The sequence below is a fragment of the Bremerella alba genome, assembly GCF_013618625.1.
Lineage (GTDB): Bacteria > Planctomycetota > Planctomycetia > Pirellulales > Pirellulaceae > Bremerella > Bremerella alba.
In genome coordinates this window covers 144,364-170,341 of the sequence record NZ_JABRWO010000007.1, presented here as the reverse complement: position 1 = coordinate 170,341, position 25,978 = coordinate 144,364, and the positions used below count along the sequence as shown (strand labels likewise).

Here is a 25,978-nt window from a genome sequence, read left to right as displayed (position 1 = left end):
TTCCCTTGATGTGGCAATGTGGGATACTTTCGGGACGACCTCTTGCCGCGACATCTTTCCCATGCTGTTTCGTCTTAGTGCCTTAATTCTCTTAGCTGTTGCTATACCTTTAGTTGCCATGCTCGTGGGACCATCACTGAGGACTCGGCTAGACTCTGATGAGCTCTACTCGAAGATCGACTCGTATAGTCCTTCGGAATTGCCCTTCAAGTACCAGCCCACTCAGACGGACGTGGCGGGCCTTCCCCAAATCACAAATATTCAAATCGTTGACTTCAATAGAGATGGAAAGAACGATTTGCTGGTCTGTGATGCCCTCGGAAGTCGGGTCCTTCTGGTTGAACGTGATACCGACGGCAACTGGATTGAATCGACCCTGGTAGCCGATGTCGCCGCGCCGGCCCACGCGACGGTCGTCGATATCGATCAAGATAACGACAATGACATAATTGTCTCGGTTTTAGGTAATATCATGCCTGACGATCATGTCATTGGCCGGGTCGAATTGTTTGAGAACATTGACGGGGAATTCCGCCGGCATGTGATCCTCGACGATGTGCGGCGTGTTGCCGACGTGCAGTATGGAGACTTCGATGGAGACGACGATCTCGATCTTGTGGTTGCCGTGTTCGGGTACTCTCGCGGAAATGTGCTCTGGCTGGAAAATCAGGGAGATTTCAGGTTTCGCGATCACGAACTTCTGAGTGGGCCTGGCACCATTCACGTTCCGGTTGGCGACTACGATCAGGATGGCGATCTCGACATTGCCGCGATTGTGACCCAAGATGAAGAAGAGCTATGGGGCCTAGAGAACCTCGGAGGGGGTAAGTTTAAGAAACGACGACTGTGGATGACAATCAATCCTGACCTGGGAAGTGCCGGGCTGGTTCAATGCGACCTGGATCAGGATGGCGACTTGGATCTAGTTTTGCCGGCAGGAGACAACCTGGAAGACTTCGATGCCTACCCACAGCCATACCATGGTTGCTATTGGTTTGAAAACCATGGTAATTGGCAGTTTGAAATTCATCGCATATCCGAGTTAGGGGGCACTTACGCCGCTGCTGTGACTGATCTTAACGACGACGGAAACGAGGATATTGTGTTGGTGAGCTTAACCAACAACTGGCTCGAGCCGAATAATGCCAGTATTGTCTGGTTGGAAAATGATGGGCAGCAAAACTTCAAGACTTGGCAAATTTCCGCAGACCCACTGCACTTGGTGACCGTTGCTGCGGGGGACCTGGACGGTGATGGACTGCCCGACATTGCTGCTGGCAGTTTCAATGTTCGGCGCCCTCATCGAAAGTTAGGGAGAATCAGCACCTGGCTCAATCGCTTTGAGGCTAAGCCATGAGAATTACTTTCACAATTCTTGTTACCGTCGTGTTGGTCGAACTAGTGGCAGCAGGCATCTACTTACAGCAAGAGGCAGCCATTACCATTCCTCTCTTGCCCAGAGAGCATCTTACCGATCCTTCGATCATCCCACAGCTTGAAGTTCTCGCGGCTGCTGCGGAGTCTGGCAGCGTTGATCAATGGTATCGCTTGGGTGAAGGTTTGCTGGGAAAGGGATTTTACTCCCATGCCGAGTTGGCCTTTCGGCAATCGCTTCGAGAAGATCCTTCCCATCTAAAGTCGCAATTCGGTTTCGCGTTTTGCCTCGATCGGACTGGCCGTATGGAGGAAAGCAACGTCGCCTATGGCAAGGTCGTGCAAGGGGCAACGCTGACTTCTGAAGATCAAGCGATGCAGGTCTATGCTTTGTATGCCATGGGGCGCAACGCGATTCGTATGGAGGATGCGGAACAAGCCCACCGGCTTTTTCAGCAGAATTCGGGCTATCCGGCAGCCGATTATCAGCTGGCGAAGCTATGGGTTCGCTCCGGAGATACCGAAAAGGCGCTGCCATTGATTCGCAAAAATCTGGCAAACATTCCGTTTTCCCTGGGGTTTCACTTTCTCGACCAGCGCGCCCAAGATGCCCTGGGCGATCGACGAGCCGCTTTTATGGCCAAGTCAATGGTGGACCGCTCTGCCTATCTCGTTTCGCTGAACTTCAATACAGACTACGTCGCTCCGCTGAACGCTCAGACCGGAATCAATTCTCGGGTAACCGATCTGACAGTAGCTCGCGAAGATGAAGACTGGGACCGGGTTGAGGTCATTGGTAATGAAGTGTTTTCCCTGATTGGCGATTCGAGCGTGTTCGCTGCCAAACCGTTTGTCGATGCCATGTTACAAGCATCGCTCCATAAGCAGCATCCGCAAGAGGTGCTCGACCTCGTGGCGAAATTGAAATCCGAAGGCCGAATTGACGCGATTACCTTAGAGGCTGCTGGCGATGCCTACCTCTTGTTGAACGACCCAACCCAGGCCATCGCATACTGGCAACGTGCGTTGAGGCTGAATCCAAGTATTTCGCTACACGAGAAACTTGCCGATCACGGAAATGTTGGGGAACGCTTTCATCGCAGTCAGGTGGCGCTCAAACAAGGTCTGGAGCACTATCGTCGAAACCGACTCCGCTCAGCCATTCCCAAGTTTCAACAAGCGATCGATATCAATCCTGACTCTGCCGTTGCATGGTACTACCTCGGCGAGATGTATTTTCATTTAGATCAACTTGATGAGGCCGCGAAAGCATATCAGAAATGCTCTGAGCTCGATCCACAGCGTGGGAAAGCGTTCGATAAGATCGATTACCTAAGACAAAGAGAATAGCAAATCTCGCATATGACTTACCATGTGCGATTAGTCCTGATTTGCCGGAGGTAAGGCGGTTTTTCCATGTTTTCTATACTTTACAGGTAATTCCGATTGAAGTACTATGATATCGTCCGACCGTACCCTTCTAGCGGTCTAAGGTTGTTTTTCCTGCCGTTATGAGACCCACTCCATGCAGAAGTCAGCAGTTTTTTTCCTTTGGGTTCTATTTGCGCTGACGTTCAACGAAGGGTGCGCCAGTCGAGATGACAGCCTGCCTAACCTGGGAGAAGTAAGCGGAACCGTCACCCTGAATGAAAAGCCGCTAGCAAATGTTTCCGTTTCCTTTGAATCGGAAGGTGGGCAAGTATCGTTCGCCAAGACGGACGAACAAGGGCACTACGAGCTCAAGTACCGTGACGGAGTGATGGGTGCCGAAGTTGGTACCAACAAAGTTCGAATCGAAACTGTTATGGATGCACCTCCGGCGCCGGGATACCGCGATCCGATTCCTCCGAAATACAACCGTGACACGACTTTGACCGTCGATGTAACGGAGGGGGAAAACACCCACGATTTTAATCTCGTCTCCAAATAGCACGTGGGTTACGACCGTGAGACAAATGCTCACTGGCTGAAAGATGGGCCTGATTGTCTCGCTCGATACATCACTTCATTTTGTTTACTCCCAACCTGCATCCTGTCTTTCCATAGGTCATCCTTATGAACGTCCGAATACAACGTATTCCGTCTGGGAAGTTTGGCTTCACCTTGGTGGAGCTTCTAGTCGTCATTGCCATTATTGGTGTGCTGATCGCTTTGCTCCTACCTGCCGTTCAGCAGGCAAGAGAAGCCGCACGTCGAATGAGCTGTACGAACAATCTAAAACAGATTGGTTTGGCAATACACAACTATCACGATACGTTCAACATTCTGCCGCCTGCGTTTGTTGACACAAATCCAGATATGAATACCGACGTTGATTCGGTAAATAATCGAAACGGGCTTGCTTGGAACGTGCTAATCCTGCCTTTCATTGAGCAGAGTGCTTTGCACGATCAGATTGGAACGGAAACGGGCGGATTTGCTTTCAACTGGTACGACAAGAATCACGACGACACCCTGAGCGACCCGATCGACTCGTCGAAAGTCGGATTGGAGGCATACAAGTTGTCCCTCAGATGCAATGCCGCTGCTGAATAGCCGCCGCGGAGGTTTTGGTAAATCAAACTACAAAACCAACGCCGGTATCAACGCGGCCCGCGACAAAAAAGGGGTAATGTGGGCGGATTCCAAACTAGGACTCCGTGACATCACCGATGGGACGTCCAATACAATGTTGGTCGGTGAGGCGTGCGCCACCGAGCAAACGGGGGTCACGAACTGTGGAGGTGAGGTCTGCAAATTTTCCGGTGGTCTTTGGATTGGGGCCCGTAAGGCAAACAGCGCCGAAACATGGCATCCCGGCGTAACGTCTCACGACATTGTCAGCTTTGGGGGGTCGGGCGCAAATATGCTTATCAATCGATCTGGTGCCAATTGGGGGGACGACTGGATCGGCAGTAGCACGCATCCCGGAGGGATGATGTCGGTCCAGTGCGACGGAGCGGTTCGGTTTCTACAAGAGACGATTGAACTGGCAACCTATAGTCACTTACGCGAACGAAGCGATGGCAAGGTATTAGGCGAGTATTAACCGCAATGCAAGAGGAAGTCTTGCCGTCAGTTGAACTATCTTCTTAAGTCAAAACGCCGAGAGTGAAAGCTCTGGGCGTTTTTTCGTTTGCGGTTATCTCGTATGAACTTGCGTCTTGTTGGGTTCTCGCGGAAAGTTCTCTGCCGATCGCACGCGTGCATTTGTTAATGACAAGCTGCCACTCTCGACGGAGAAACTCTCTCGCTCTCTCTTTTATCGCCGCCTTGGGTTAACAGCCTGCTTGGGAAAAGCTCGCGGATCGAATCGGTTGAAAGAGCACGTTCGGCCAGAGTCTCAGGCAATCTACTATCCCCTCAGCAGACCCCGTCCTGAGTGTGTTAGAATACCACCAATCTGGTACCCTTCGTAGACTCATCTGCGACTCACACGACGTTGAAACCTAGTTCTCGATAGACATCTATGGCCAAGAAATCGACCACCAAAACTGCAACCACCCCCAAAACTCCCAAGGCCCAGAAGAAAGAATCCAAATCGAAGAAGTCTTTTGAGCAAACCCTGTGGGATACCGCCGATAAGCTCCGTGGCAGCGTTGAATCCTCGGAGTACAAACACGTCGTCCTCTCGCTGATCTTCCTAAAATTCGTTAGCGACCGGTTTGAGAAGCGCCGGGCTGAGTTGGTCACCCAGGGCAAAGCCAACTATGTCGACATGGTTGAGTTTTACACCATGCAGAACGTCTTCTACCTGCCGGAGGACTCGCGCTGGTCGACCATCGTCAAACAGGCCAAGCAGGACGACATTGCCGTCCGCATCGATAGCGCCCTGCATGCGGTCGAAAAGAACAATCCATCCCTCAAAGGAGCCCTGCCCGACAACTATTTCTCGCGGATGGGGATCGACGTTGCCAAGCTTGCTGCCCTGATCGACAGCATCAACAACATCGATACGGTTGCCGACGAGCAGGGGGAATCGGAACAAGACATCGTCGGGCGGGTCTACGAGTACTTTCTGGGCAAGTTCGCGGCCACTGAAGGAAAAGGGGGCGGCGAGTTCTATACGCCCAAGTGCGTCGTCAATCTGCTGGCCGAAATGATCGAGCCGTACAGCGGCAAGATCTATGACCCTTGCTGCGGCAGTGGCGGCATGTTTGTCCAGTCGGTGAAGTTCATCACCAGCCACAGCGGCAACCAGAAAGACATCTCGATCTACGGGCAGGAACAAACCAGCACGACCTACAAGCTGGCCAAAATGAACCTGGCCATTCGCGGCATCTCGACCAACCTAGGGGAAGTCCCGGCCGATACCTTTTTTAAGGACCAGCACCCCGACCTGAAGGCCGACTACATCCTGGCCAATCCGCCGTTCAACTTGAAAGCGTGGCGTGGCGCCGACGAACTAACCGACGATCCGCGCTGGAGCGGTTACGACGTGCCCCCGGCAGGCAACGCCAACTACGGCTGGATCCTGCACATGATCAGCAAGCTATCCGAAAACGGCGTGGCCGGTTTTGTGCTGGCCAACGGTTCGATGTCGACCAGCACCAGCGGCGAAGGGGCCATTCGGCAGAAGATCATCGAGAATGACTTAGTCGATTGCATGATCGCCCTGCCGGGGCAGTTGTTCTACACAACGCAGATCCCAGTCTGTCTCTGGTTTCTGACCAAGAGAAAGAAGGCCCGCCAAGTGAAAGGGCATAGCGAGTTGAACCAGCGAGACCGAGTTGGCGAAACGCTGTTCATCGACGCGCGGAACCACGGCACCATGGTCGACCGGACGCATAAAGAGTTGACCGAAGCCGACATCTCGGAGATTGCTCGGACGTATCACGCCTGGCGAGGCGAATCGAAAGATGGCGAGTATGAGGATAAGCCCGGTTTCTGCAAAAGCGCGACCTTGGCCGACATCCAGGCCAACGACTACGTCCTGACGCCTGGTCGTTATGTCGGCGCGGCCGCGATCGAAGACGACGGTATCCCGTTTGAAACCAAGATGAATGACCTAACGGCGACATTGTATCAGCAGATGGAAGAGACGCAGAAGCTTGACCAAACGATCCGGAAGAATCTGGAGGCGTTGGGCTATGGAAAGTGAGTGGCAACGACTCAAATTGTCTGATGTCGGGGTTTCATTGATTGACTGCGTACATAAGACACCCGCAGACGCTGGGGAGGGAATTCCATATATCGGAATTCCGCAAATGAAGGATGGGCGAATCGACTTTGACGCGGACCCGAGGCTGATTTCAGAAGCCGACTATGTGGAATGGACAAAGAAAGCAAATCCGCAAGCAAACGATGTTGTCCTCTCGCGACGGTGCAACCCAGGTGAAACGGCAGTTGTCAAAGCTGGTGAGAAGTTTGCACTCGGTCAAAATTTGGTTTTGCTGCGTGCGAAAACAAATGCGGTTTTTCCTGGCTACCTCCGCTGGGTCACGAAGGGTCCCGAATGGTGGGCGCAAGTCGGAAAGTTCCTAAATGTGGGAGCTGTTTTCGACAGCTTGAAGTGTGGAGACATTCCCAACTTCGAACTTACAATACCACCGCATTCCGACCAAAAAGCAATCGCTCACATCCTTGGCACGCTTGACGACAAGATCGAGTTGAACCGTCGGATGAACGATACGCTGGAGTCGATGGCTCAGGCGTTGTTCAAGAGCTGGTTTGTTGATTTTGATCCGGTGATCGACAATGCCTTGGCCGCCGGCAACCCCATCCCCGAGCCGCTGCGAGCCCGAGCCGAAACGCGTCGTGCTTTAGGGTCTCAGCGTAAACCGCTTCCTGATGAGATTCAGAAACTGCTTCCTGATGCGTTTGTATTTGACAACAGAATGGGTTGGATTCCGGATACTTGGACTGCTGGTACGCTAGAAGATATGGTCATTCTTCAAAGGGGATTCGATTTGCCACAACGGCTGCGGATTGATGGCGAAGTGCCATTGATGGTTGCGAGTGGTCAAGATGGAACACACAACATACCGAAAGTGAACGGACCTGGAATTACGACTGGAAGGAGTGGCAAGCTGGGTGTTGTAAATCTTGTGCTGCGAGACTTTTGGCCCCTGAACACGACCCTTTGGGTAAAGGAATACAAGAACTCCTCGCCTTACCACGCACTGTTCTTGCTTCAGTCGCTTAATCTGGAGAATTTCAATTCTGGATCGGCAGTCCCTACGCTGAATCGAAATCACGTTCACAATCTCTCGTTGCCTGTGCCTCCAAAGCCGATCGTTAAGGCGCACGCTAGGATTGTCGAGGGACTATATGAAAAAATCCTATTCAATAGCGAACAAAGTGCGTTTCTCGCTAAACTCCGCGACACCCTCCTCCCCAAACTCCTTTCCGGCGAACTTCGCATTCCCGACGCCGAAATGCTGGTGGCAGATAGCTTATGAGCACGACGCAACTATTCACCGAAGCCAAGCTCGAAGAGGCGATCATCCAGCTGTTGGCCGATCAAAGCTACTCGTACACGCTTGGCAGTGACCTTGCGCGTGATCCCAGTGATGTTCTGATTCGTGCTGACTTGCGGGCCTTTCTGGCCAAGCGATATTCGGCCGACAAAATCACCGATGGCGAGATCGACTCGATCATCCGCAAGCTCGACGCTCTGAACGCCGCCGACCTGTACGACTCCAATAAAACGCTCTGCAAATGGGTTTCCGACGGCTTTCTGCTCAAACGCGAAGACCGCAGCCAGAAAGACCTTTACATCCAACTGATCGACTACGAGGCGGTAGACCCAGCCAGCGACACCAACATCTACAAGGTGGTCAATCAACTAGAGATCGAAGGGCGCGAGAAACGGATTCCTGACCTTATCTTGTACATCAACGGGTTGCCGCTGGTTGTGTTTGAGTTCAAGAGTGCCATTCGCGAGATCGCGACGCTGCACGATGCCTACAAGCAGCTGATCCTTCGCTATGCCCGTGACGTGCCTGAGCTGATGAAGTACAACGCGCTGTGCGTGATCAGCGATGGGGTGAACAACAAAATGGGCTCGCTGTTTGCCCCCTACGAGTTCTTTTACACGTGGCAAAAGATCACCGGCGACGAGGTCGTTACCAAAGACGGTATCAACTCGCTGCATGCCATGCTACAGGGCCTGTTCGACCAGCAGCGACTACGGCAGGTGATCCAGAACTTCATCCACTTCCCCGACGTTTCCAAAGCCCAGGTGAAGATCGTCTGCCGCTACCCACAGTTCTACGCGGCCCAGAAGCTGTATAAGCACATTTTGGAGCATCGCAAACCAGGCGGCGACGGTAAGGGGGGCACCTACTTCGGCGCGACCGGCTGCGGCAAAAGCTATACGATGCTATTTCTGACGCGGCTGCTGATGAAGAGCCTCGAGTTTGAGAGCCCCACGATTCTGCTGATCACCGACCGCACCGACTTGGACGACCAGCTCTCGAAACAGTTCACCGATGCCAAGAACTTCATCGGGGACCAGACGGTTATCAGTGTGGAAAGTCGAGAGCATCTGCGTGAGCTTTTGGAAGGCCGCAAGAGCGGGGGCGTGTTTCTCACGACGATCCACAAGTTCACCGAAGATACGCAGCTGCTAACCGACCGTACGAACGTGATCTGCATTTCCGACGAGGCTCATCGCAGCCAGATTAACCTGGACCAGAAGGTGAAGGTGACCGAGTCAGGCGTCAAGAAGACGTTCGGGTTCGCCAAGTACCTGCACGATTCCTTGCCCAATGCGACTTATGTCGGTTTCACGGGAACCCCGATCGACGCGACGCTGGATGTCTTCGGCGAAGTGGTCGACAGCTACACGATGACCGAATCGGTGCGGGACGAAATCACGGTGCGGATCGTCTATGAGGGACGCGCCGCCAAGGTGCTGCTGGATAATCAGAAGCTGGAAGAGATTGAAGCGTACTACCAGAGGTGCGAGGACGAAGGCGCCAGCGACTACCAGATTGAAGAGAGCAAGAAAGCATCGGCCCAGATGAACGCGATTCTGGGAGACCCCCAGCGCATTCAGGCCTTGGCCGCGGACTTTGTGGCCCACTATGAAAAACGCGTCGCAGAGGGTGCTACGGTCGTGGGCAAGGCGATGTTCGTCTGCAGCAAGCGTGAAATTGCCTGGGCGTTCTTTAAAGAAGTGATTGCCCTACGCCCCGAGTGGACTGAAGTCCGCGAGTGTGCCGAGGGGGCCAAACTGACCGAGGCCGAGCGGAAGAAGATCAAGCCGATGGAGCGGATCAAGATGATCATGACGCGCGGCAAGGATGACGAGAAGGAGCTTTACGATCTGCTGGGAGGTAAGGATTACCGCAAGGAGCTGGACCGCCAGTTCAAGAACTTGAAATCGAATTTCAAGATCGCGATTGTTGTCGATATGTGGCTGACCGGATTCGACGTGCCAGCCTTGGACAGCATCTACATCGACAAACCGATTCAGCGCCATAACTTGATCCAGACCATTTCACGCGTGAACCGGAAGTTTGAGTCGAAGCAGAAAGGCCTGGTGATCGACTACATCGGGATCAAGACGCAGATGAATCTGGCGATGGCGCATTACAACAAGGCCGACCAGCAGAACATCGAGGAGATCGCCCAGTCGGTCGTCGTGGTGAAGGATCATTTGGATCTGCTTCGCCAGGTGTTCCAGAAATTCGACGCGACCGATTACTTCCAAGGCAACTCGGTAGAGCAGTTGAACTGCCTGAACCGAGCGGCCGAGTACGTTCAGCTAACCGAGAAGATCGAAAAGCGATTCATGACGCTGGTCAAGCGGATGAAAGCCGCCTACGACATCTGTTGCGGCAGCGAAGCACTGAGCGAGCCGCAGCGCGATCAGATCCATTTTTACCTGGCGGTACGTTCGATTGTCTTCAAGTTGACTAAGGGGAACGCGCCCGACGCAGCCCAGATGAATGCCCGGGTGCGTGAGATGATTGCCGAAGCGCTGAAAAGCGATGGCGTCGAAGAGATCTTCAAGCTGGGCAACGTCGACGGAATCGACATCTTTGACGAGGACTACCTGGCCAAGATCGAGAAGATCAAGCTTCCCAACACCAAGATCAAACTGCTACAGCAGATGCTGGCGAAAGCGATCGAGGATTTCAAAAAGACGAACCGGATCAAGGGAATCGAGTTTGCCAAGAAGTTCAGGGAGTTGGTCGACCGATACAACGAGCGAAGCGAGGAAGATGTCTTGAGAAGCGAGGTATTGGAGGACTTATCGAGCGAGATCGTCGATATGTTCCGAGCCCTAAAAGACGAACGTGATTCCTTCGGCGACCTGGGCATCGACTTGGAAGACAAGGCGTTCTACGACATTCTGAAAAGCCTGGCCGTCAAATACGACTTCACCTACCCGGAAGACAAGCTGATCGAACTGTCCAAGGCTGTGAAGCTGGTCGTCGACGACAAAGTGAAGTACACCGACTGGAGCAAACGAGATGACATCAAAGCGGAGTTGAAGGTCCACCTGATCCTGGTGCTGGCAGATCATGGCTATCCGCCGGTGGACCGGGATGAGGTTTACAAAGAGATTTATGCTCAGGCTGAGAATTATAAGAAGAACAGGATGTGATCGTACTGAAAAAATTGGTCCGCCAGAATTAGCCCGCCACCAAGATCCCACCGGGCGGCTGCCTGGACTGCGATGTCATACGAGGTAAACGCGTGAAGCCCAAAAAGCCCATCCCCACGTATCCCGCCACTCAATCAAGCAAACAGCCGGTGCCGATCTCCCCAGCAAGCCAGCCGGCTGCGCAACGACTGCCCACTGGGCCTGGCACCAAGAGAAGGCCTCCCCTTACCCTATTGATGATGTGGAGGATCCTCCTCCCATTCTTAATGAGTGGCCCGAAGACTCGAGCGAGCAAAAGTCACCGCCACGGAAGTATTTCATGCGGGGTGACGAGATGATCTACCTAGACCAGCGTCGAAGACTTCCTCGTCTCAGTCCCAAGGCCCAGCACTTAGAAGGCATTGTTGCTGGAATTGCCGATGCCGTGGGTGGCGACCACACCACCGATCTCTCGCGTCTCATGCGGCTCCCAGGCACATTCAATCGCAAGGACCAGCGTAACGGCCAAGAGCCGATCCCGACCGAATTGATTCAGTGCGACTCGTCACGGCGTTACTCGTTGTCCACGTTTGAACCACTTAAGAAGAAAACAGCGGCAGTCGAACGGGCTGAAAAAATTGCCTCCATGCCGCTATCTCGCCCACGCAAGGTTTCAGCATCAAAAGCTGACAAGCTGGATGATCTCATTGCCGCCAGCGGTCTTGCAGAGCCTGGTCTTCGCTCGGAAGCCGACTTTGCTGTTTGCTGCTTTGCCGTACGAAACGGCGTCGACAAAAATGAATTGTGGCGGCAGGTCGAATCGGTTGGAAAGTTTGCCGAAGGTGGAAGCAGGTATTTCGATACGACATGGGAGAACGCGGAGGATCATGTCCGAACCCAGAAATACGAGAAACTGAATGGAAAGGTCAGCCAGAAGACCTCATTCGATGAACGTTCCAGATGGTTTTCCTGAAGACGATACCAATCCGACGATTCGAATCGATCCTGAGATAACTCCCGTTGCCATCACGATGGGGCAAATCACCGATCGTATTCTTAAAGTCGGTGGCTGCTATGTTCGCGTCGATCAGTTGACGGTGATCCGCGGTGGCGAGATTATGCCCATTCTGTCGTCCGCCGAGTTATCTGGCTTTCTAAATCACCACGTTGAATTCCTGTGGGTCGATGACAAGCGGTCCCAATACAAGCCATTGTCCACATCGTATGGCAACACCTGGCTATATCACCCAGGGGAGCGAGAACGGCTACCGGCGATTGAGCAGGACGTGGCCGATAACTGGAAGCCATCGAAGAAGAAGAGTCAGGAACGCATTGACGGGATCGTGGCGCTCGTGATGGCAGTCGATTTGGCGACTCGGCATGTGGAGTATGTGAGTCCGTATAGCGAGAGAGGAATGCTGTTCTTGTAATAAACGCCATCTTTGCGGATCTTTCGATGAAGGTTCGAGTCCTGTGCGGGGAGACCGCAATTTAATGATTGTTGGAAACCGTCTCCTGACCCTGCGATATAACGGTTGTCAGACGTCGTGTATCCAGCGTACGTGTAATTCTGAAGATACCTGCGGGGCCATTGGGGTGACCGCTGTAGATGAAAATGTGTTGGACGCCTTTCTTCTCATCGATCACGGCACCTGCGGGATGAAATCCATCGGCGGTTTGATAAAACTTGCCTTCGCATCCCAACAATCGACATTCTCGGGTCCACTGCCCCGTTTCCCAATCTTTGGGATCGATACTCCATAGCCACAGTTCCATGTGGTAACGTTCGCTTCGTACGATTTCGAATCGTTTGGTGACAGGGTTAAAACTAAAATCAACGGTGTCGACATAGCGTGGATTCTTGAGGTTCGTGTCGATGACGATCGGATTTCCTTCTTTGTTCCATGCCATTTGTTTGTGGGAACGAACCTTGGTTTGGTCTCGCGTGACGAATAGCACTTCGTCGTTGAATAATAATGCGGCAGGTTCATATTGAGGAAATCCCGCCGGGCGGTCGTCGGTCGTCCAGGTCTCCCCGCCATCCTGCGAACTGAGGATGACGAGCGAGTTTTGTAAGGTGTGAGCCGTGTTGACTTCGCCAAACCAATTTCCGAAGGCGAGCAATCCGCGCTGCGGATGGTCGATGATTCGGGGGCCTAAGTTGACCATTTCGTGGGGAAACGTGTCCTCACGCAGGGCCTTGGGAAAGTGTTTCCAGGTTCGGCCTGCATCCTCCGAGCGGAAGACGCCATGATTGTTGATGGCGACGATCGCGCCATCACGCGTGGTACCAATCGAATGCAGGTGAATCTTGTAGCCCTCGGGGGACATGTTTTTCGGATCGAATTTTGCTCGATGAGAAAGGGGGACGAGTCCTCCGCGCGTACGATTTTCGGGAGACATGCAATCGCGAAGGTCGTAAGGCGAAGACCATGTTTGGCCGCCATCTTCACTCCGCAAGACAATCCCATAAGACATCGTATCGTCAGGGGCTCCTGCTCCCTTGCGGTTGTGGCCTGGGATACGCCGGTGCATGACCACAATGGTGTCGCCGACAGTGGTGGCGATAGGCCAGCCAAAATGATTGCAATCTGAATTGTCTTGCTGCGGTAGATTGACCGGGGCGATATCGAGGAGACCCGCCGTTTTCGCACGATTCACTTGGGCCACAGAATTGGTGGTCAGGGGAAGAAACGACGAATAGGGAGCGACGGAGCCAGCCTTTGCCTGAAGATCTATCATGGCGGCGGCATAGCGTTTTCCGAACGTTCGAAGCGAAGGCGTATCAAAGTGAACAGAGTCTCCTTGATCGGATAGGCCTACGGACTCCACGACCGCCACCGAAGTATTCCTCTGGGGCAAGTCGGCAATTTGACGATTGACCATTTTCCAGTGGTTGGTCTTCCCTTTTCGCATGTCGGGGGCAAAGTCGCCGACTTGGCCTGCGACGAAGGGGAGTTTGGGCATCGACAGATCGGTTCGAAGATCTTCGATCATCGTCGAAAGCCGTTCTCCATAGCTCGACGCCAAATCAGGGTCCAACGCGTCGGTCTCGCCTTGGTGCCAGACGATACCCTTGAGCTTTCCGGCTGGCATGGCTGCCTGGATACGTTTCAGGGTTCGCTCGTATAATTCGCCCCCCTTTTGCCAGCGCGAAAGGGGTGTTCCACCCACGGCGCAGGGCACAATTCCAATTGTGGCCATGGGTTTGGCCTCTGCCATCTCCTTCGCGAACGATGCGCCCAGTCCGGCTCCTGCCAGATGCGGATTGTCGTTATGAAGAGGTTCGATCGCCGGTTCCCATTGGTTCTCGAACGTCAACATCTGCACCCGCGGGTGGATCGGTTCCGGCGTATCTTCCAATTCGCCGCGACCTGCCATGTTGGATTGTCCCATCAATACGTAAAGCTCAAGATTCTTTTGAGAAGCTTGTTTCGTTTGAGCTTTGGCCGATGTCGCGAGGACGAGGAGAATCAGTGTGAAATGGAGGATACGTAGAAACATAGCAGCACCAGTTATCGATAAAAGAAAGGCGTTCGTTAAGAGACAAGCGACGGGCGTTTTGTGGGCATGTTGGGTGGCCGGGATAGCTCGTCTATCCTGGCGGACGAAGTCCGTGGGAAATAGCAGAGAAGAGGTGAGAAGTTCCAACCCAGTTTCGCTAGAAACTAAGTTTGCAGTACCCACTTCTTGCTACGAATTCCCAACGGCTGCGCCGACCAGGATAGACGAGCTATCCTGAACATCCCTGATGTTTTGCTAAAAAGGTACGGCAGGAGTGTTGGCCGTCATCCTATCGATCTACTCGTAAAATTGATCGATCTTATAGATCCTTTGCGTGATCTCCGAATCCCGTTTCCACTTGGCGGAACGCGTGTAGTACGTAATCAAGGCCTCGTCATCCACGAAGGTTACGGAAGGATACGCGGCGTCAAAGTTCTTGCGGTTGTCGATATCTTTGACATGCTTCCAAGTTTTAGCTTCATCGTCGGAAATCGCGACGCTGAGAGGCGTTCTAGGCCAATTCGATTTGGAACTGACGTTGTTCCATAACACCAGCAGGTCGCCTGTGGTGGGGATTCGTTTCAAAATGGCCGGCGACTCAGGCGAGGTCAGCACAGTGGGTTCCGGCTGGGACCACCTTTCGCCGCCATCGCTGGAGGTGCTGAAATACTGCCTTTGATTGGTATTACGCAGCAAGCAGTAAAGACGGCCGTCTTTTAGCTCGACAATCGTTGGTTCGTGGCACCCTCGTCCCTCGGCGGTCATGCTGTTGCTGCTCGTTTTCCACGTTTGAAATCCATCGTCTGAATAGTAGACGAAGGAATGCAGGTCGCCCCCTTTGTAGCTTGTGCCCCCGATGTAACTTTCGTCGAAGGGACCATGCGCCGGCAAGATCACGCGTCCGGTACTCAGGCGAAGGGCCCGATCGGCGTTGTTGCAATACCAACCTAGTTTTGAGACCTGAACCTGATCTCCCCAGGTAGCTCCATTGTCGACGGAGCGACGCATGAAGATATTGCGGTTGGTAGGCGAGTCCCAGCCAACATAGAAGAACAGGATTTCGTCGCTGGTTAGCCGCACGAGATTAGGATGCTTGACGTTATGTTTCCACTGATTGGGTTGAAGTACGCGTCGATCGCTCCATGTCCGTCCCTGGTCGGTTGATGTCATGGCCGAAATCTGACACGAGACTTCATCGGTGGCTCCCGCCTTACCGATTTGTTTCGAAGGGTTTTTGGCTTTCGAGTAGTACTCGGACCAGACTAGCATGAGACGGTCTTGATCGAGTGGAAAGATTAACTGATGATCGTGACGCGGGTATCGGGGAGTCCATTCACAGACAACCTGATCGGAGACCGGAGACATCAATGAACGATCGGTACCATAGGATTCTGCCCTTGCCATGTGGGGCATTGTGGGAAGCATGACTGCCCCTGTCCCCATCGCGGTAGCTTTTAAGAGATCTCGACGGTTTAGATTCATGGGAACGATCTTTCTAGAACGATGGGGGGATGCGCGAGGAACTCCCAGCAGTACTCCCCCGAGGCTTGGGTGCCGCGGAGGAGTTCTGTTGGATCGCACTTTTAATTCGGAAGGGCAACAGATCGATAAAATGGTGATGGTGGCGGCTATTCCTGCTTTCGGTCTATCGATTGCAATTTCAGGAACCGAGTTAGTTGGCTTCTGAATTGTCCATGGGTAGAGAGAAATCCATTTCATCCGTTGAATCAGGAAGCGTTACGGTCGTTTCAACGGAAGAGAATAATGGATTCGGGGGAGCATCGGGATTGCTGGGATTGGCAATTCCATCGAATCCAGAAATTCGAACCATGCTAACCCCTCCGAGATGTCCACGGCCATCTTCAGCGGTGTCATATTCTCCGTCGCGAATGGGCGCAAACCCGCCTCCAATGCCGTTCCCCGAGGGTTCGAAAGAGATCATTCCCACGGGAACCGGTTTGCCTTGGAAGGTCACCTTACCGGATAGATGATGTCGTTCAATTTCGTTCGAACTTCCACAGCCTGTAAGACTAACAAGCGACATAATAGCCAAGGCTGTTAGGCTCAATTTGAGTTGATATTTCATGACAATTCGCCTTTTTCTTAATTAGAAGTTGCCTAAGGTATTGCCATCATTCGGCCGGAAAAGATTCTGCCAAACACGGTTGATCGCCGCAGGCGTGGATACGGCCTGATCTTCCATCCGAAAGAAGTTTGTGGAAGAACTGGTGGGGTAGCTTGTTATGCTATCCACGTTCTCGCTTACGAATCGGACCGATCCGTCGCAAAGAGAAATGTTGACGCCTCCGGGGTGCAAACTCGTATAGGCGGTCCGTGTGTTCAAGGGATCGGATGCCCCGGAAATACCATCAAATGTTCCGACATACGGAGTATTCGGCGGCCATGCTCCTCGACCTTGTACCTGGACTGCGCCGCCTGTGTTGCTGCGTCCGGCCCAGACCCCTCCCACACTTCGAAACGGCTTTTCACCCAGGAAACGTTCGCCGAACATGAGCGTATTGGTGAGCCCATCGGTGATCTGCGCCAGACGGCAAGGATCTTTGTAGGGACTATCGTTGTACTCGACCCAGAACACGCCTTGGCTGGGTAGATAGCTTGATTTGCCCAGATCGTTAAAGGCAAAGTTCACGTTGCCACCCGGATCTGAAGGGCACATGAACGCATCGATGGGGGTTGCCAATAGGGGCTCGGTAGCGACCGTTGGCAAACCGTTTCCTTGCGGATTTAACTGCTCGTGAAGGGCCGATTGCTCAACAAACGGCAGTAACAACGAAGTTGCCCCCCAGTGGGTCGTTCTTCCTGACTTCCAGATCTCGCAGGGGGGAATTACTTTGAACGTGTCGTGATAATTATGAACGGCCAGCGCGAGTTGTTTTAAGTTGTTAGTGCATTGCATGCGCCGGGCAGCTTCCCGAGCTTGTTGGACCGCCGGCAGCAAGAGGGCAATCAATACTCCGATGATTGCAATTACGACAAGCAATTCAACCAGGGTAAAGCCTGGTTGCGATTTCCCTAATATTTTGGCGTTCGCCTGGGGACATGTTTTGCTGAATCTGAAATACAATCGAGTTGTCATGGTGGGGAACCTCGAAAATAGATGGGAAAATAAGAACAGGAAAATAGAGCGTCTACTCAATTAACGCTGATCGGCAATTGATTCTTGCGAGCTAATCATGCCTTAATTGCTTCTCGAAGTACAATTCAGTTTTGCGAATACATCATTCAATTTTGCGTCATTGTTGGATTGCTAAAATGATCTTTGAGAATTAGGCTAGTCCTAGCGTAAGCGACCGCAGCGAATGATGTTGGCATGATGCGTTGGGTTCAGCTGTGGGCTTTTTCTCTTTCTTCTTCCCCCTTTGTTACCCATGACACCACGTGTTGCTCTGTTTGTAGAAACCTCTCGGGCCTATGGGCGAGGCGTTTTAAAAGGGATCTGGCAGCATGTCCAAGAACATGACAAATGGTCCATTCTGTTTCGACCGCGAGGTCTTGAAGAACCAACGCCTGCGTGGATGGCATTCTGGCGCGGAGATGGCATCATCGCTCATGTGACGAATCGCAAAACCGCAGTGTTATTGAGGAGATCGGCCGCACCTTGTGTCGACGTGCTAGGCGATATTGACGAATGTGAATTTCCTTTTGTCGGAGGAGATCAGAATCTCATTGCCGAAATGGCCTCGCATCATTTGATTGATCTCGGTTTACAGAATTTTGCAATCTGTGGCTTACGGCGTGGAAGTCGGCCACGCTTAGACGAACGTTGCGATTCATTCCAAGAGCATATGGATGCCGCTGGTTTTCAGTGCCATGTGTTTCAGCCGCGAGGAGGAGGCAGCATGGGCCCTTCGTGGGCAAGTGAACAGAAGCAAATTGTCGAGTGGATCCGAACTCTTCCCAAGCCCGTTGGGATTTTTGCCTGTAATGATACGCGTGGCCGAGAAGTGCTGGATGCCTGCGAAACGGCTGGGATCTCGGTGCCGGAGCAAGTTGCCGTGATCGGGGTCGGCAATGACGACTTGTTGTGCGAACTGAGTGATCAACGTTTGACCAGCATCGACGTCAATCCGATTCGCGTTGGTTACCATGCAGCCGAGTTGCTTTGTCGGATGATGGAGGGCCGTTCGATTCCCCAGGTGATCCGTATCGCCCCTCGCCGGGTGATCGAACGGCAATCCACCGATATGCTGGCCGTAGAAGATCCCAATGTGGCGAATGCCGTTCAGTTCATTCGCCTCCACGCGTGTGATGCGATCGATGTCAACGATGTGGTTAAGACGGTTGGATTAGGCAGACGCGTGCTGGAACGGCGTTTCCGTTCTATGTTGGGGCGTTCACTCAAATCGGAAATCGTTCGTGTGCGATTGTCACGAGCGAAAGAATTGCTTGTCGAAACGTCTCTTTCGGCAACAGCTATCGCGGATCGATGTGGATTCAGTAGTCCCGCATACTTTATGGATCATTTTCATCAACGGGTGGGAGTGACCCCCATCGATTTTCGGGAGGCTAATCGCTTGAAGCAATTGGAACTTGAGTGAAATAGCCCCAGTTCTACTTGGATCGCCTGAAAATAAGTCTGTCTCGTTCAGAACGCTCTTGATTCGCCCTAGTTCCTAGTAATAGGGCGAATCCGCAAATATACTTCCGCTTCGGATTCTGTCCCATTTATTTAGGAAGTTGCTTTTGAATTGCTTGTGCGACGGCCTTCGCCAGTACTTCTGCACCGTTAGATTTGAAGTGAACTCCGTCTGAAAGAAGTGTTTCGGCCTGTGGTTTCACCAAATCATAAAGGTCGTCGAGTGCGACGCCGGTCTTTGGAAGTATCTCGAGAGCCGCAGCATTGTAGGCGACAACGTCCTGATCGCGGCGATATCCGCGTGCCTCCGTTTGCTTTCCAATCGGGGTGGTCGTAGCCCAAATCAGCGATGCGTCCGTCTCTTGCAAGCGAGTGATCAGCTTACGGAAGTTGACTTGGTATTCGCCTAAAGGAACTTGCCGACTTCCCTTGGGAGGGGCCGCGACTTTTCCTGCATCGTTAAGATGAGTCACGTCGTGAATGCCCCAGTTAAAGTGAATGACGTCCCAATGCTTGTCGCCTAAGTACGTTTCGATTTCTGCCAGTGATTGGCGAGTCGAACGACAGTTATCTGGGGCTCGGTAGACATTCGCTTGTCCCTGCAGAAGTTTCCGCACACCGACGGTGTACTGCATGGAAATAGAGTCGCCGATCAGCAATACGTTTGGCAGTGCCGGGTCTTCCTGGACGAACTTATATTCGGAGCGAGTCTGATATTTCTTCGGCACAACCTGTCGCCAAGATACCTCGTCATGATAGGGAGAATTGTCGTCTGCCTTGACCGATGCTAGGCAGGCCAGCAGAAAGAAGAAACTACACATGACGCGGAAAGAGGATTTCGTTTGATGAGATGACATGGCTCTCTCGGAATTTGGATATTAGATGTGGAAGCAAAACAACAGATCATAGACCGGCTTTCGAACGACACAGGTGCCTATTCTGAATCACAAAGAAGACACTTGCTATTCAAGTTTGCAGCTTCACTATTCAGTTTTGCGACAATCTGATACCGTACAAATTGTACTCGCGACCAAAAGGAAGCAGGACTGCTCTGTAGCGAACTCAGAACCTGCGTTCTTTATGTTGTTAATAGGCGATCCTGGAGCAGGCGAGGGTGACGAACGACTCGAAGGTTTGTACGGTTCTTTCTCGGCGGGTGCCGATTCTGCGGTATTGTTTTAGCCAGGCGATCGATCGCTCGAGGGGCCAGCGTAACTTGCCCAGCCCGGTCGCTCGGTCTTCACCCCACTGCGGAATCTGGGGCCGAATCTCACACCAAGCGAAGAGATGCAGTAAGTCTTTCGACGTGTAGCCCGTGTCGGCTCGCATCAGGTACGGGGTTTCCAGCGGGCGGCCCGGCACGCCGCCTACCTTTGGACAGCGTTGAAAGACCAGCGGCAGAATGAAGTTCACATCGTGCCGGTTGGCCGCAGAAACCTCGACCGCCAACGGAGTGCCGTGCGGGTTGGTCATCACGGTTAGTTTGCTGCAAGTTCGGCCTCGGTCCGTCGGGTTGGGGCCGCATTTTCACCGCCGCCGGGGGCTTTGATTAGCCCGACCTGTGCAAAAACTAAAACCACGATTTCGAACCGGCGTGAAATTGCCGTCTGACATTCGATTCGTATCAAAAGCATACTGCTACGACGTCAAGAATTTGAGCCGCGTGTCGGCTTTTTAGGCTCTCGCTCAGCGGCTAGCGCAGCATGGGACCGTGAATCTTGCAGCTTGCTCGAAGGGTAATGGGGTTGCGAATAACTACTTCACGCCGCGTGGCGATGATAGTGTTTCAGCAAACCACCAAGCCGTTCTCGGCATTTGACAGAATCAATCGAGACGGTTTCGGCTTGTGGTTCATTTTCTGAATTCAACCGCTCATTCTCCTTCCCCTGATGCGGTCGTTCCTCGTGGTAATGCTTTAAGAACTCCTTAACTAGCACGTCCATGTGCTGCTCGCCAAATACCACAAAATGATCTAAACACTCCAGCTGCAGGGTCTGGATGAAGCGTTCGGCGTAGGAGTTGGTGTTGGGTGAGCGATAGGCGGTTTTCCGGATTTCGACATTGGCTGACTCGAACTCCGTATCAACCGCTCGAGTAAATTTCGTATCCCGGTCGTGCATCACTTTCTTCACTCCCTGGCCTTGTGACTCGGCATGCTTCAGAAACGCCTGGGCCTGCTCGGTGACCCACTCTTCATTTGGGTGAAACGTCGACGGCGCAATGTAAACCTGGCGTGACTCCACATGCAAAAAGATCAGTAGATACAGATCGCGAAAGCCCCGGGCCGTCAGTACCCGCTTGGCGTAAAAGTCACACTGCCACAGCGTAGCCGCATGCATCTTCAGGAACTCGTCCCAGGTACCTTCACCTCGCTTGGGGCCCGGCTCCAGGCCATGTTCCTTGAGGATGTTCTTCACCGTGTTCCGTGACGGGGGTGTGATGCCCAGTTTCTTGAGTTCACCCATGATCCGGGTGTAGCCCCAGTCGTTCTCGCGGGCCATGCGAATGATGAGATCGCGGATAGGTTCTTTGGTCCGCGGACGTCCTCTTCGAACGGGCTGAATACCGCCTGGATCATTTCGTCGAGAATCGAAGGCCGGTCATAACAGATAGTCCAGTTGTGGCATATGTTCTCGGTTGCGGAGGGTTCCGTTCGGGGTCCGAGCCAAACCCTCCGCAATTCATTAAAGGGTTCGGTTCGCTCAAGGGTAAGACCGAAAGGGACGCTGAATCGCTAAGTCCTTTCCCCGGAATCAGATAGCGCGAAAACCCAAACAGAGAACATTCACTAAGAGGGTTCCGCACGGGGAGGTGTCGTGCATTTATCGGAAGAACGATTAAGATCGCTTGAGGCGTTAAAGTGTTAGATCGAAGTAGATCTGAGCAATTTCAAATCAAAGCTACACTCACATGGTGGAGCGAAAGCAGCGCTGACTTGAGGACATCTCAAGGAAAAACATTGTCCTCCCTTGGGCATTTGCTATCGGAAACGGATCGACGGCATCTCAAATAACTCGGTGAACGAAATTAAGCACCGGAAGAGCACCCGCAATATTGCTTTCATGGCTGAGAGCGGGCGCCTGCATCTAGTCGGACTTCGGCTGGTTCATCGGCTTGCTTAGGCTTGGCTAGTCCTTGATTCTGCAGGCAAGCCGCAAACTGGGAGTAGGTCGCATTGAGGACCGTACACAGATAGACAGGCAAGTCCTTTGTGGCAATGACAGACGCATCCATGCTGTAGTGTCGGCGATATGAGGCCGCAAAGACCGAATCAGGGTGGGCATGCATGAACCGAAACAACTGTTCTACCGACTGAGCATTCAAAGACTCAAGTTGATAAGTGGTTCGGCTTTCATATTCCAAACGCCAGGGGTTTGATTTCTGCGAATCGGTAAGATTGAGCGAATAGGTTTTCCAGTTAGAGATAACACTCGTTTGAGGATCGATTTCAAACGCTTGAAAGCCGGGATTGTTTCCAAAGATAGGGCTTATCGCAGGAGCAATTTTATGGAGTAAGACCGGCTTTGCGTCGAGTCGATCGATGCGAAAGTCGTCCATGTGGGTGTGCCCCGTGAATGAAATGTGCAGGACATCCGCGTATTCTTCCAGCAATGACAGATAACGCTGCATGAACTCTGGTTTCCACATCTCGGCTGCAAGACTGTGTCCGCCAGATTTTACTTCGATGTAACTATCTAATCCTGGCGGAACGTGCATCAGAAGCCAGACTCGCTTTTGTTGCTTGCGGGCAAGTTCAAGTTCGGACGCCAGCCAGTCCATCTGAGCGTGTCCCGGCTTTGTACCCTGGTTTTCACACTCGCAACAATTTTGATCCTTGGGGTCGAAATATGACGAACAATAGCTGCCTGACCAATAGACCGAATTCAAAACGATCAACCGATTCGACTCAATGCCCGGAAGATCGGCGCGGTAAGCCCCCGAAGAGCGAAACGACTTGCCAAACGCGTTAGCGTCGATCGTCTCGTAGAGCATCGGCTGCCAGCGGACCGCGAATTCTTTGAGAAACATTCCTTTCGGCTGGATCCAATAGTCACCGCAGAAGGAGTCATCGTTGCCCAGTGTTGCCAGAACCGGCACGTCGGGAAAACGCTTGCGGAACTCGTAGGAAACGACTTCGACGGCTTTCATCGTGAATGCTCGGTAAGCCGCCGGATCATCAGAGATTGATTGCGGGGCAAGTTTCTCGTACCGCTCTTGCCATTGATGGGCTAGGAAGTCGCCGGGGTAAAGAATGAAGAGAGGATTTGGTGTATGGGTTTTTGCGGCATCTAACGCCGAGGCCATCAACAAGTAGTTGGTGTCGCTGCCGATGGCTCCCAACGATTGATTCTTTGAGGTGAGAAACTCAGGCCACTGACTGGCCGGCATATTCGCGAGGCGTTGGAATTGCGCTTTGTCTAAGCCTGTGAAAGGCTGAAAGTGAATATCTGAAATCACCAGGAACTCGGCAGACTCCGCCGGAGAAGCCAGACATGCTGCCAGCGTGCAGACCAGTAAAAATACGAATCGATGGTTTCCGCTTCTCATGCTTGCCGTTTCAATCTAGACAGGTACTTTATTGACGCCGACGCTGACAATCCAACAGGGCCTCCCAACAAAAGCCCGTGAATTCGTAGCAAATCGGTTCGACGCAGTGTTGGATTCCGTACGCAGACACCAATAAATTCGTTCTGCGTTTTACGCCGAGATTACTTCCGGCTTAATAAGAAGATACACTATAGCGATGCCATTGCTCTCATGGTCGCTGGGCAAAAAGCTCGGCAGGCAAGAAAGAGATTCTTGCAACCCAGTAGAAAAGTGGCTAATTTTGAATCGATCCTACCAGCGACCTAGTCTCCCTCCCACCTAAAGGAATTGCTTCTATGAAACGATTGTTGCTGTCGATTACTACCCTTTTGTTAATTCAGCAGGCAGTCCTTGCTGAGACCAAGCAGCTAAAGGACGTCCCCTACGGCGAGCATCCGCGTCAAGTGCTTGATTTTTATCAAGCAGAATCAGATGAGCCTACGCCGGTTGTCTTCTACATCCATGGCGGTGGATGGCAAGGCGGGGACAAAAAGACCAACCCCAAGGCGTTTCTTGATAACGGCATCTCGGTGGTCGCTATCAATTACCGCTATGTCAAAAACGCAGTCAAACTTGGCGTGAAGCCGCCGGTTAAAGCTCCTCTGGGAGATGCGGCTCGGGCCTTGCAGTTTGTACGCTCGAAAGCCGATCAGTGGAACTTGGATAAAGAGCGAATTGGTGCGACCGGCGGATCTGCAGGGGCATGCTCTTCACTGTGGCTGGCCTTTCACGATGACATGGCAGACCCTCAGAGCGAGGACCCAATCGCCCGCGAATCGACACGACTGTACTGCGCAGCGGTCAATGGTGCTCAGGTTTCTCTCGACCCCAAGCAACTGCGAGAATGGATGCCCAATTATCGCTATGGCGCGCACGCGTTTGGCGAGCCGAACCTGGACGCTGTTATGGAGAAGCGTGAAGAATTGATGCCGTGGATCAAGGAGTATTCTCCGTTTTCGCACGTCAGCAAAGATGATCCTCCGATTGCCATGTTCTACGGAGGCGAGGTTCCTGAACTAGGTTCTTCCCCGAAAGATCCTACGCATTCCGGCGTGATGGGTTTGACCTTGGCCGAGCGCCTGAAAGAGGTGGGCGTCGATGTTTACTTAAAGCATTCTGGGGTAAAAGATCCTCAGTATGGCAATTCCTCAGCGTACTTGATCGAGAAGTTGAAGAAGTAAGCCGAGCACGCACCATCGGATACAAAAAAGCCTCGCACATGTTGCGAGGCTTTTTTATTCGATTGACTTTGAGCCATCTTGCTAATCACGCTCTGGCCACAGCGTTTCTTCTTCTGGTAGCGCGACGATCGGCCAGCCACTTGGGAATATGCGAACGATGCGTCCTGGTCGATACCCTTCAAGCAGCAGTGACGTTTGGACGCGTACCTGGATGCCGCTACTGCCTGGTTGCTTTTCGATAGGATCGACCGAAAGAATCGGGCCCCCTTTTTTATCATTTACCTGATCATAGATCTGCAGCGTTGGTTCCGACACGCAAACCTGGGCAGTTGATTTAGGCTTGAGGTCATCGAATAGGCCCGCATCGATCCCACCAAAAAGTGTCACGGTCAGAATACGCTTCTGGTTGTCGACGGCATCAATAATACCAGCCAGTCCTCGGTCTTTTTGGTGAAGCCGATGCTGTGCCAACTGCTGAGCCTGAGCGATCTGTCGGCTTTCTTCGTCAAGCCATAGGTCGGTACATCGCCCCACGCCATAGAGTGTCGCCCAGGTCAAGTTGAACAGGACCTTCTGACCGGGCTCAATATCTTTCAGCGAAGCGATCTGTTTCCCAAGATATACTCTCGTAGCTGGCGTCAGGTCGAGTGCGATGACGGTCGGTTTATCCTCCCCTTCGGCTTGGCCAACCAGTTGTAACTTCATCTCCTTCAAGTCGACATTCTCAACTTGCCACAGACGATTCTTCTCTTGGTAATAAGTAAAATCATCAACAAGTCGAAAGACCTTGGTAAAGTCGGCTTCGATGCTTTTGCGGTTGTAGAAGAGAGACTTTGTCTCTTCCCCTTCATCCTTCACATACCAGAGGCCATGTAAGTGGGTGCCGATGGGGATGTCTTTTAACGTCGCTGGCGAACCATGGTACGCAAGTGAACCATAGGGCAAGAGACGGAAGTCGATGGGTAAATCCCAGTGACTGCGACGCTGCTTGTCGGTGCGGGAGACTCGGATGGTTCCGGTGCGGTGAACGTGATCCTTGCCGACCAACTCGCCGGCGAAATAGTGTGCTGATCCCTCAGGCGGAAACTGTCCTGGTTCGGTTTGATACCAGGGAAGCTTTTCGTCCTCGCTGGTATCTGTACGAAAGGTTTCCTCTGCCAAAATAGACGGCGTCGCACATGCAATAAGAAGTAGCAAACAAGTGAAATGAATACGCAC

The 25,978-nt window shown here is 52.6% G+C and carries 19 protein-coding genes and 2 pseudogenes; 12 read left to right on the top strand and 9 right to left on the bottom strand.

The window, feature by feature from the left end; genetic code table 11:
- The first annotated feature begins 61 nt into the window (after nucleotides 1–61).
- The 10 genes and pseudogenes from HOV93_RS13380 (at nucleotide 62) to HOV93_RS13335 (ending at nucleotide 12,321) form a co-directional block, all read left to right on the top strand.
- Nucleotides 62–1,357 carry an FG-GAP repeat domain-containing protein gene (locus HOV93_RS13380; RefSeq protein ID WP_207397012.1) on the top strand — a complete coding sequence of 432 codons (1,296 nt, stop codon included), beginning with the start codon at nucleotides 62–64 and terminating at the stop codon, nucleotides 1,355–1,357.
- Nucleotides 1,354–2,724, top strand: a complete 1,371-nt coding sequence (locus HOV93_RS13375; RefSeq protein WP_207397011.1) for a tetratricopeptide repeat protein — start codon at nucleotides 1,354–1,356, stop codon at nucleotides 2,722–2,724. The genes HOV93_RS13380 and HOV93_RS13375 overlap by 4 nt, the downstream gene beginning before the upstream one ends.
- A 175-nt stretch (nucleotides 2,725–2,899) precedes the next feature.
- Complete coding sequence (locus HOV93_RS13370) at nucleotides 2,900–3,304, top strand: carboxypeptidase-like regulatory domain-containing protein (RefSeq protein WP_207397010.1); 405 nt, start codon at nucleotides 2,900–2,902, stop codon at nucleotides 3,302–3,304.
- Nucleotides 3,305–3,429: 125 nt separating this feature from the next.
- Nucleotides 3,430–3,771 (top strand): annotated as a pseudogene (locus HOV93_RS13365) (DUF1559 family PulG-like putative transporter); the annotation flags it as partial.
- A gap of 121 nt (nucleotides 3,772–3,892) precedes the next feature.
- Nucleotides 3,893–4,402, top strand: coding sequence for a DUF1559 family PulG-like putative transporter (locus HOV93_RS13360; RefSeq protein ID WP_207397008.1), 510 nt, complete (start codon nucleotides 3,893–3,895; stop codon nucleotides 4,400–4,402).
- Nucleotides 4,403–4,822: 420 nt separating this feature from the next.
- Complete coding sequence (locus HOV93_RS13355) at nucleotides 4,823–6,454, top strand: type I restriction-modification system subunit M (protein WP_207397007.1); 1,632 nt, start codon at nucleotides 4,823–4,825, stop codon at nucleotides 6,452–6,454.
- Entirely contained in the window at nucleotides 6,444–7,754 is a 1,311-nt protein-coding gene (locus HOV93_RS13350; RefSeq protein ID WP_207397006.1) for a restriction endonuclease subunit S, read from the top strand. The genes HOV93_RS13355 and HOV93_RS13350 overlap by 11 nt, the downstream gene beginning before the upstream one ends.
- Nucleotides 7,751–10,912 (top strand): type I restriction endonuclease subunit R, encoded by a 3,162-nt coding sequence (locus HOV93_RS13345; protein WP_207397005.1) that lies wholly within the window; start codon nucleotides 7,751–7,753, stop codon nucleotides 10,910–10,912. The genes HOV93_RS13350 and HOV93_RS13345 overlap by 4 nt, the downstream gene beginning before the upstream one ends.
- 334 nt (nucleotides 10,913–11,246) lie before the next feature.
- Nucleotides 11,247–11,864 (top strand): hypothetical protein, encoded by a 618-nt coding sequence (locus tag HOV93_RS13340; RefSeq protein ID WP_207397004.1) that lies wholly within the window; start codon nucleotides 11,247–11,249, stop codon nucleotides 11,862–11,864.
- A complete protein-coding gene (locus HOV93_RS13335) occupies nucleotides 11,839–12,321 on the top strand; it encodes a hypothetical protein (protein WP_207397003.1) in 483 nt (160 codons plus the stop codon). Before HOV93_RS13340 ends, HOV93_RS13335 begins: the two co-directional genes overlap by 26 nt.
- A gap of 61 nt (nucleotides 12,322–12,382) precedes the next feature.
- Here the strand turns inward: HOV93_RS13335 and HOV93_RS13330 are convergent, their stop codons facing one another.
- The 4 genes from HOV93_RS13330 to HOV93_RS13315 all read right to left on the bottom strand — a co-directional run bounded on the left by HOV93_RS13330 (nucleotide 12,383) and on the right by HOV93_RS13315 (nucleotide 17,492).
- On the bottom strand, nucleotides 12,383–14,395 hold the full coding sequence (locus HOV93_RS13330) for a sialate O-acetylesterase (protein ID WP_207397002.1): 2,013 nt from the start codon (nucleotides 14,393–14,395) through the stop codon (nucleotides 12,383–12,385).
- Between the two features lie 297 nt (nucleotides 14,396–14,692).
- A complete protein-coding gene (locus tag HOV93_RS13325; protein WP_207397001.1) occupies nucleotides 14,693–15,877 on the bottom strand; it encodes a sialidase family protein in 1,185 nt (394 codons plus the stop codon).
- A 190-nt stretch (nucleotides 15,878–16,067) separates the two neighbouring features.
- Nucleotides 16,068–16,481 carry a hypothetical protein gene (locus HOV93_RS13320; protein WP_207397000.1) on the bottom strand — a complete coding sequence of 138 codons (414 nt, stop codon included), beginning with the start codon at nucleotides 16,479–16,481 and terminating at the stop codon, nucleotides 16,068–16,070.
- 21 nt (nucleotides 16,482–16,502) lie between these two features.
- Nucleotides 16,503–17,492 (bottom strand): DUF1559 domain-containing protein, encoded by a 990-nt coding sequence (locus HOV93_RS13315; RefSeq protein ID WP_207396999.1) that lies wholly within the window; start codon nucleotides 17,490–17,492, stop codon nucleotides 16,503–16,505.
- Nucleotides 17,493–17,784: 292 nt separating this feature from the next.
- Here HOV93_RS13315 and HOV93_RS13310 point away from each other — a divergent pair, with 292 nt between their 5' ends.
- Entirely contained in the window at nucleotides 17,785–18,954 is a 1,170-nt protein-coding gene (locus HOV93_RS13310; protein WP_207396998.1) for an AraC family transcriptional regulator, read from the top strand.
- Nucleotides 18,955–19,081: 127 nt separating this feature from the next.
- Here HOV93_RS13310 and HOV93_RS13305 read toward each other — a convergent pair whose 3' ends face one another.
- From HOV93_RS13305 to HOV93_RS13290, 4 genes and pseudogenes are all read right to left on the bottom strand, one after another.
- A complete protein-coding gene (locus HOV93_RS13305; protein ID WP_207396997.1) occupies nucleotides 19,082–19,849 on the bottom strand; it encodes an SGNH/GDSL hydrolase family protein in 768 nt (255 codons plus the stop codon).
- 229 nt (nucleotides 19,850–20,078) lie between these two features.
- Nucleotides 20,079–20,489, bottom strand: a pseudogene (locus tag HOV93_RS13300) (transposase); the annotation flags it as partial.
- A gap of 263 nt (nucleotides 20,490–20,752) precedes the next feature.
- Nucleotides 20,753–21,493 (bottom strand): integrase core domain-containing protein, encoded by a 741-nt coding sequence (locus tag HOV93_RS13295; protein ID WP_207396995.1) that lies wholly within the window; start codon nucleotides 21,491–21,493, stop codon nucleotides 20,753–20,755.
- A gap of 559 nt (nucleotides 21,494–22,052) precedes the next feature.
- The gene (locus HOV93_RS13290) at nucleotides 22,053–23,540 is read right to left on the bottom strand and encodes a metallophosphoesterase (protein ID WP_207396994.1); all 1,488 of its coding nucleotides are present in this window, start codon (nucleotides 23,538–23,540) and stop codon (nucleotides 22,053–22,055) included.
- Between the two features lie 335 nt (nucleotides 23,541–23,875).
- Here HOV93_RS13290 and HOV93_RS13285 point away from each other — a divergent pair, with 335 nt between their 5' ends.
- Nucleotides 23,876–24,760 carry an alpha/beta hydrolase gene (locus HOV93_RS13285; protein ID WP_207396993.1) on the top strand — a complete coding sequence of 295 codons (885 nt, stop codon included), beginning with the start codon at nucleotides 23,876–23,878 and terminating at the stop codon, nucleotides 24,758–24,760.
- A gap of 81 nt (nucleotides 24,761–24,841) precedes the next feature.
- Here the strand turns inward: HOV93_RS13285 and HOV93_RS13280 are convergent, their stop codons facing one another.
- Nucleotides 24,842–25,978: a hypothetical protein gene (locus HOV93_RS13280; RefSeq protein ID WP_207396992.1), complete on the bottom strand. Its 1,137-nt coding sequence runs from the start codon at nucleotides 25,976–25,978 to the stop codon at nucleotides 24,842–24,844.

Bases quoted from the DNA above. Each gene is read 5' to 3' on its own strand.
- HOV93_RS13305 (WP_207396997.1), bottom strand. From the start codon at position 19,849: ATGTCATCTCATCAAACGAAATCCTCTTTCCGCGTCATGTGTAGTTTC.
- HOV93_RS13350 (WP_207397006.1), top strand. From the start codon at position 6,444: ATGGAAAGTGAGTGGCAACGACTCAAATTGTCTGATGTCGGGGTTTCA.
- HOV93_RS13325 (WP_207397001.1), bottom strand. From the start codon at position 15,877: ATGAATCTAAACCGTCGAGATCTCTTAAAAGCTACCGCGATGGGGACA.
- HOV93_RS13335 (WP_207397003.1), top strand. From the start codon at position 11,839: ATGAACGTTCCAGATGGTTTTCCTGAAGACGATACCAATCCGACGATT.
- HOV93_RS13320 (WP_207397000.1), bottom strand. From the start codon at position 16,481: ATGAAATATCAACTCAAATTGAGCCTAACAGCCTTGGCTATTATGTCG.
- HOV93_RS13360 (WP_207397008.1), top strand. From the start codon at position 3,893: ATGCCGCTGCTGAATAGCCGCCGCGGAGGTTTTGGTAAATCAAACTAC.
- HOV93_RS13370 (WP_207397010.1), top strand. From the start codon at position 2,900: ATGCAGAAGTCAGCAGTTTTTTTCCTTTGGGTTCTATTTGCGCTGACG.
- HOV93_RS13295 (WP_207396995.1), bottom strand. From the start codon at position 21,493: ATGGCCCGCGAGAACGACTGGGGCTACACCCGGATCATGGGTGAACTC.
- HOV93_RS13315 (WP_207396999.1), bottom strand. From the start codon at position 17,492: ATGACAACTCGATTGTATTTCAGATTCAGCAAAACATGTCCCCAGGCG.
- HOV93_RS13290 (WP_207396994.1), bottom strand. From the start codon at position 23,540: ATGAGAAGCGGAAACCATCGATTCGTATTTTTACTGGTCTGCACGCTG.
- HOV93_RS13285 (WP_207396993.1), top strand. From the start codon at position 23,876: ATGAAACGATTGTTGCTGTCGATTACTACCCTTTTGTTAATTCAGCAG.
- HOV93_RS13380 (WP_207397012.1), top strand. From the start codon at position 62: ATGCTGTTTCGTCTTAGTGCCTTAATTCTCTTAGCTGTTGCTATACCT.
- HOV93_RS13310 (WP_207396998.1), top strand. From the start codon at position 17,785: ATGACACCACGTGTTGCTCTGTTTGTAGAAACCTCTCGGGCCTATGGG.
- HOV93_RS13345 (WP_207397005.1), top strand. From the start codon at position 7,751: ATGAGCACGACGCAACTATTCACCGAAGCCAAGCTCGAAGAGGCGATC.
- HOV93_RS13340 (WP_207397004.1), top strand. From the start codon at position 11,247: ATGATCTACCTAGACCAGCGTCGAAGACTTCCTCGTCTCAGTCCCAAG.
- HOV93_RS13375 (WP_207397011.1), top strand. From the start codon at position 1,354: ATGAGAATTACTTTCACAATTCTTGTTACCGTCGTGTTGGTCGAACTA.
- HOV93_RS13355 (WP_207397007.1), top strand. From the start codon at position 4,823: ATGGCCAAGAAATCGACCACCAAAACTGCAACCACCCCCAAAACTCCC.
- HOV93_RS13330 (WP_207397002.1), bottom strand. From the start codon at position 14,395: ATGTTTCTACGTATCCTCCATTTCACACTGATTCTCCTCGTCCTCGCG.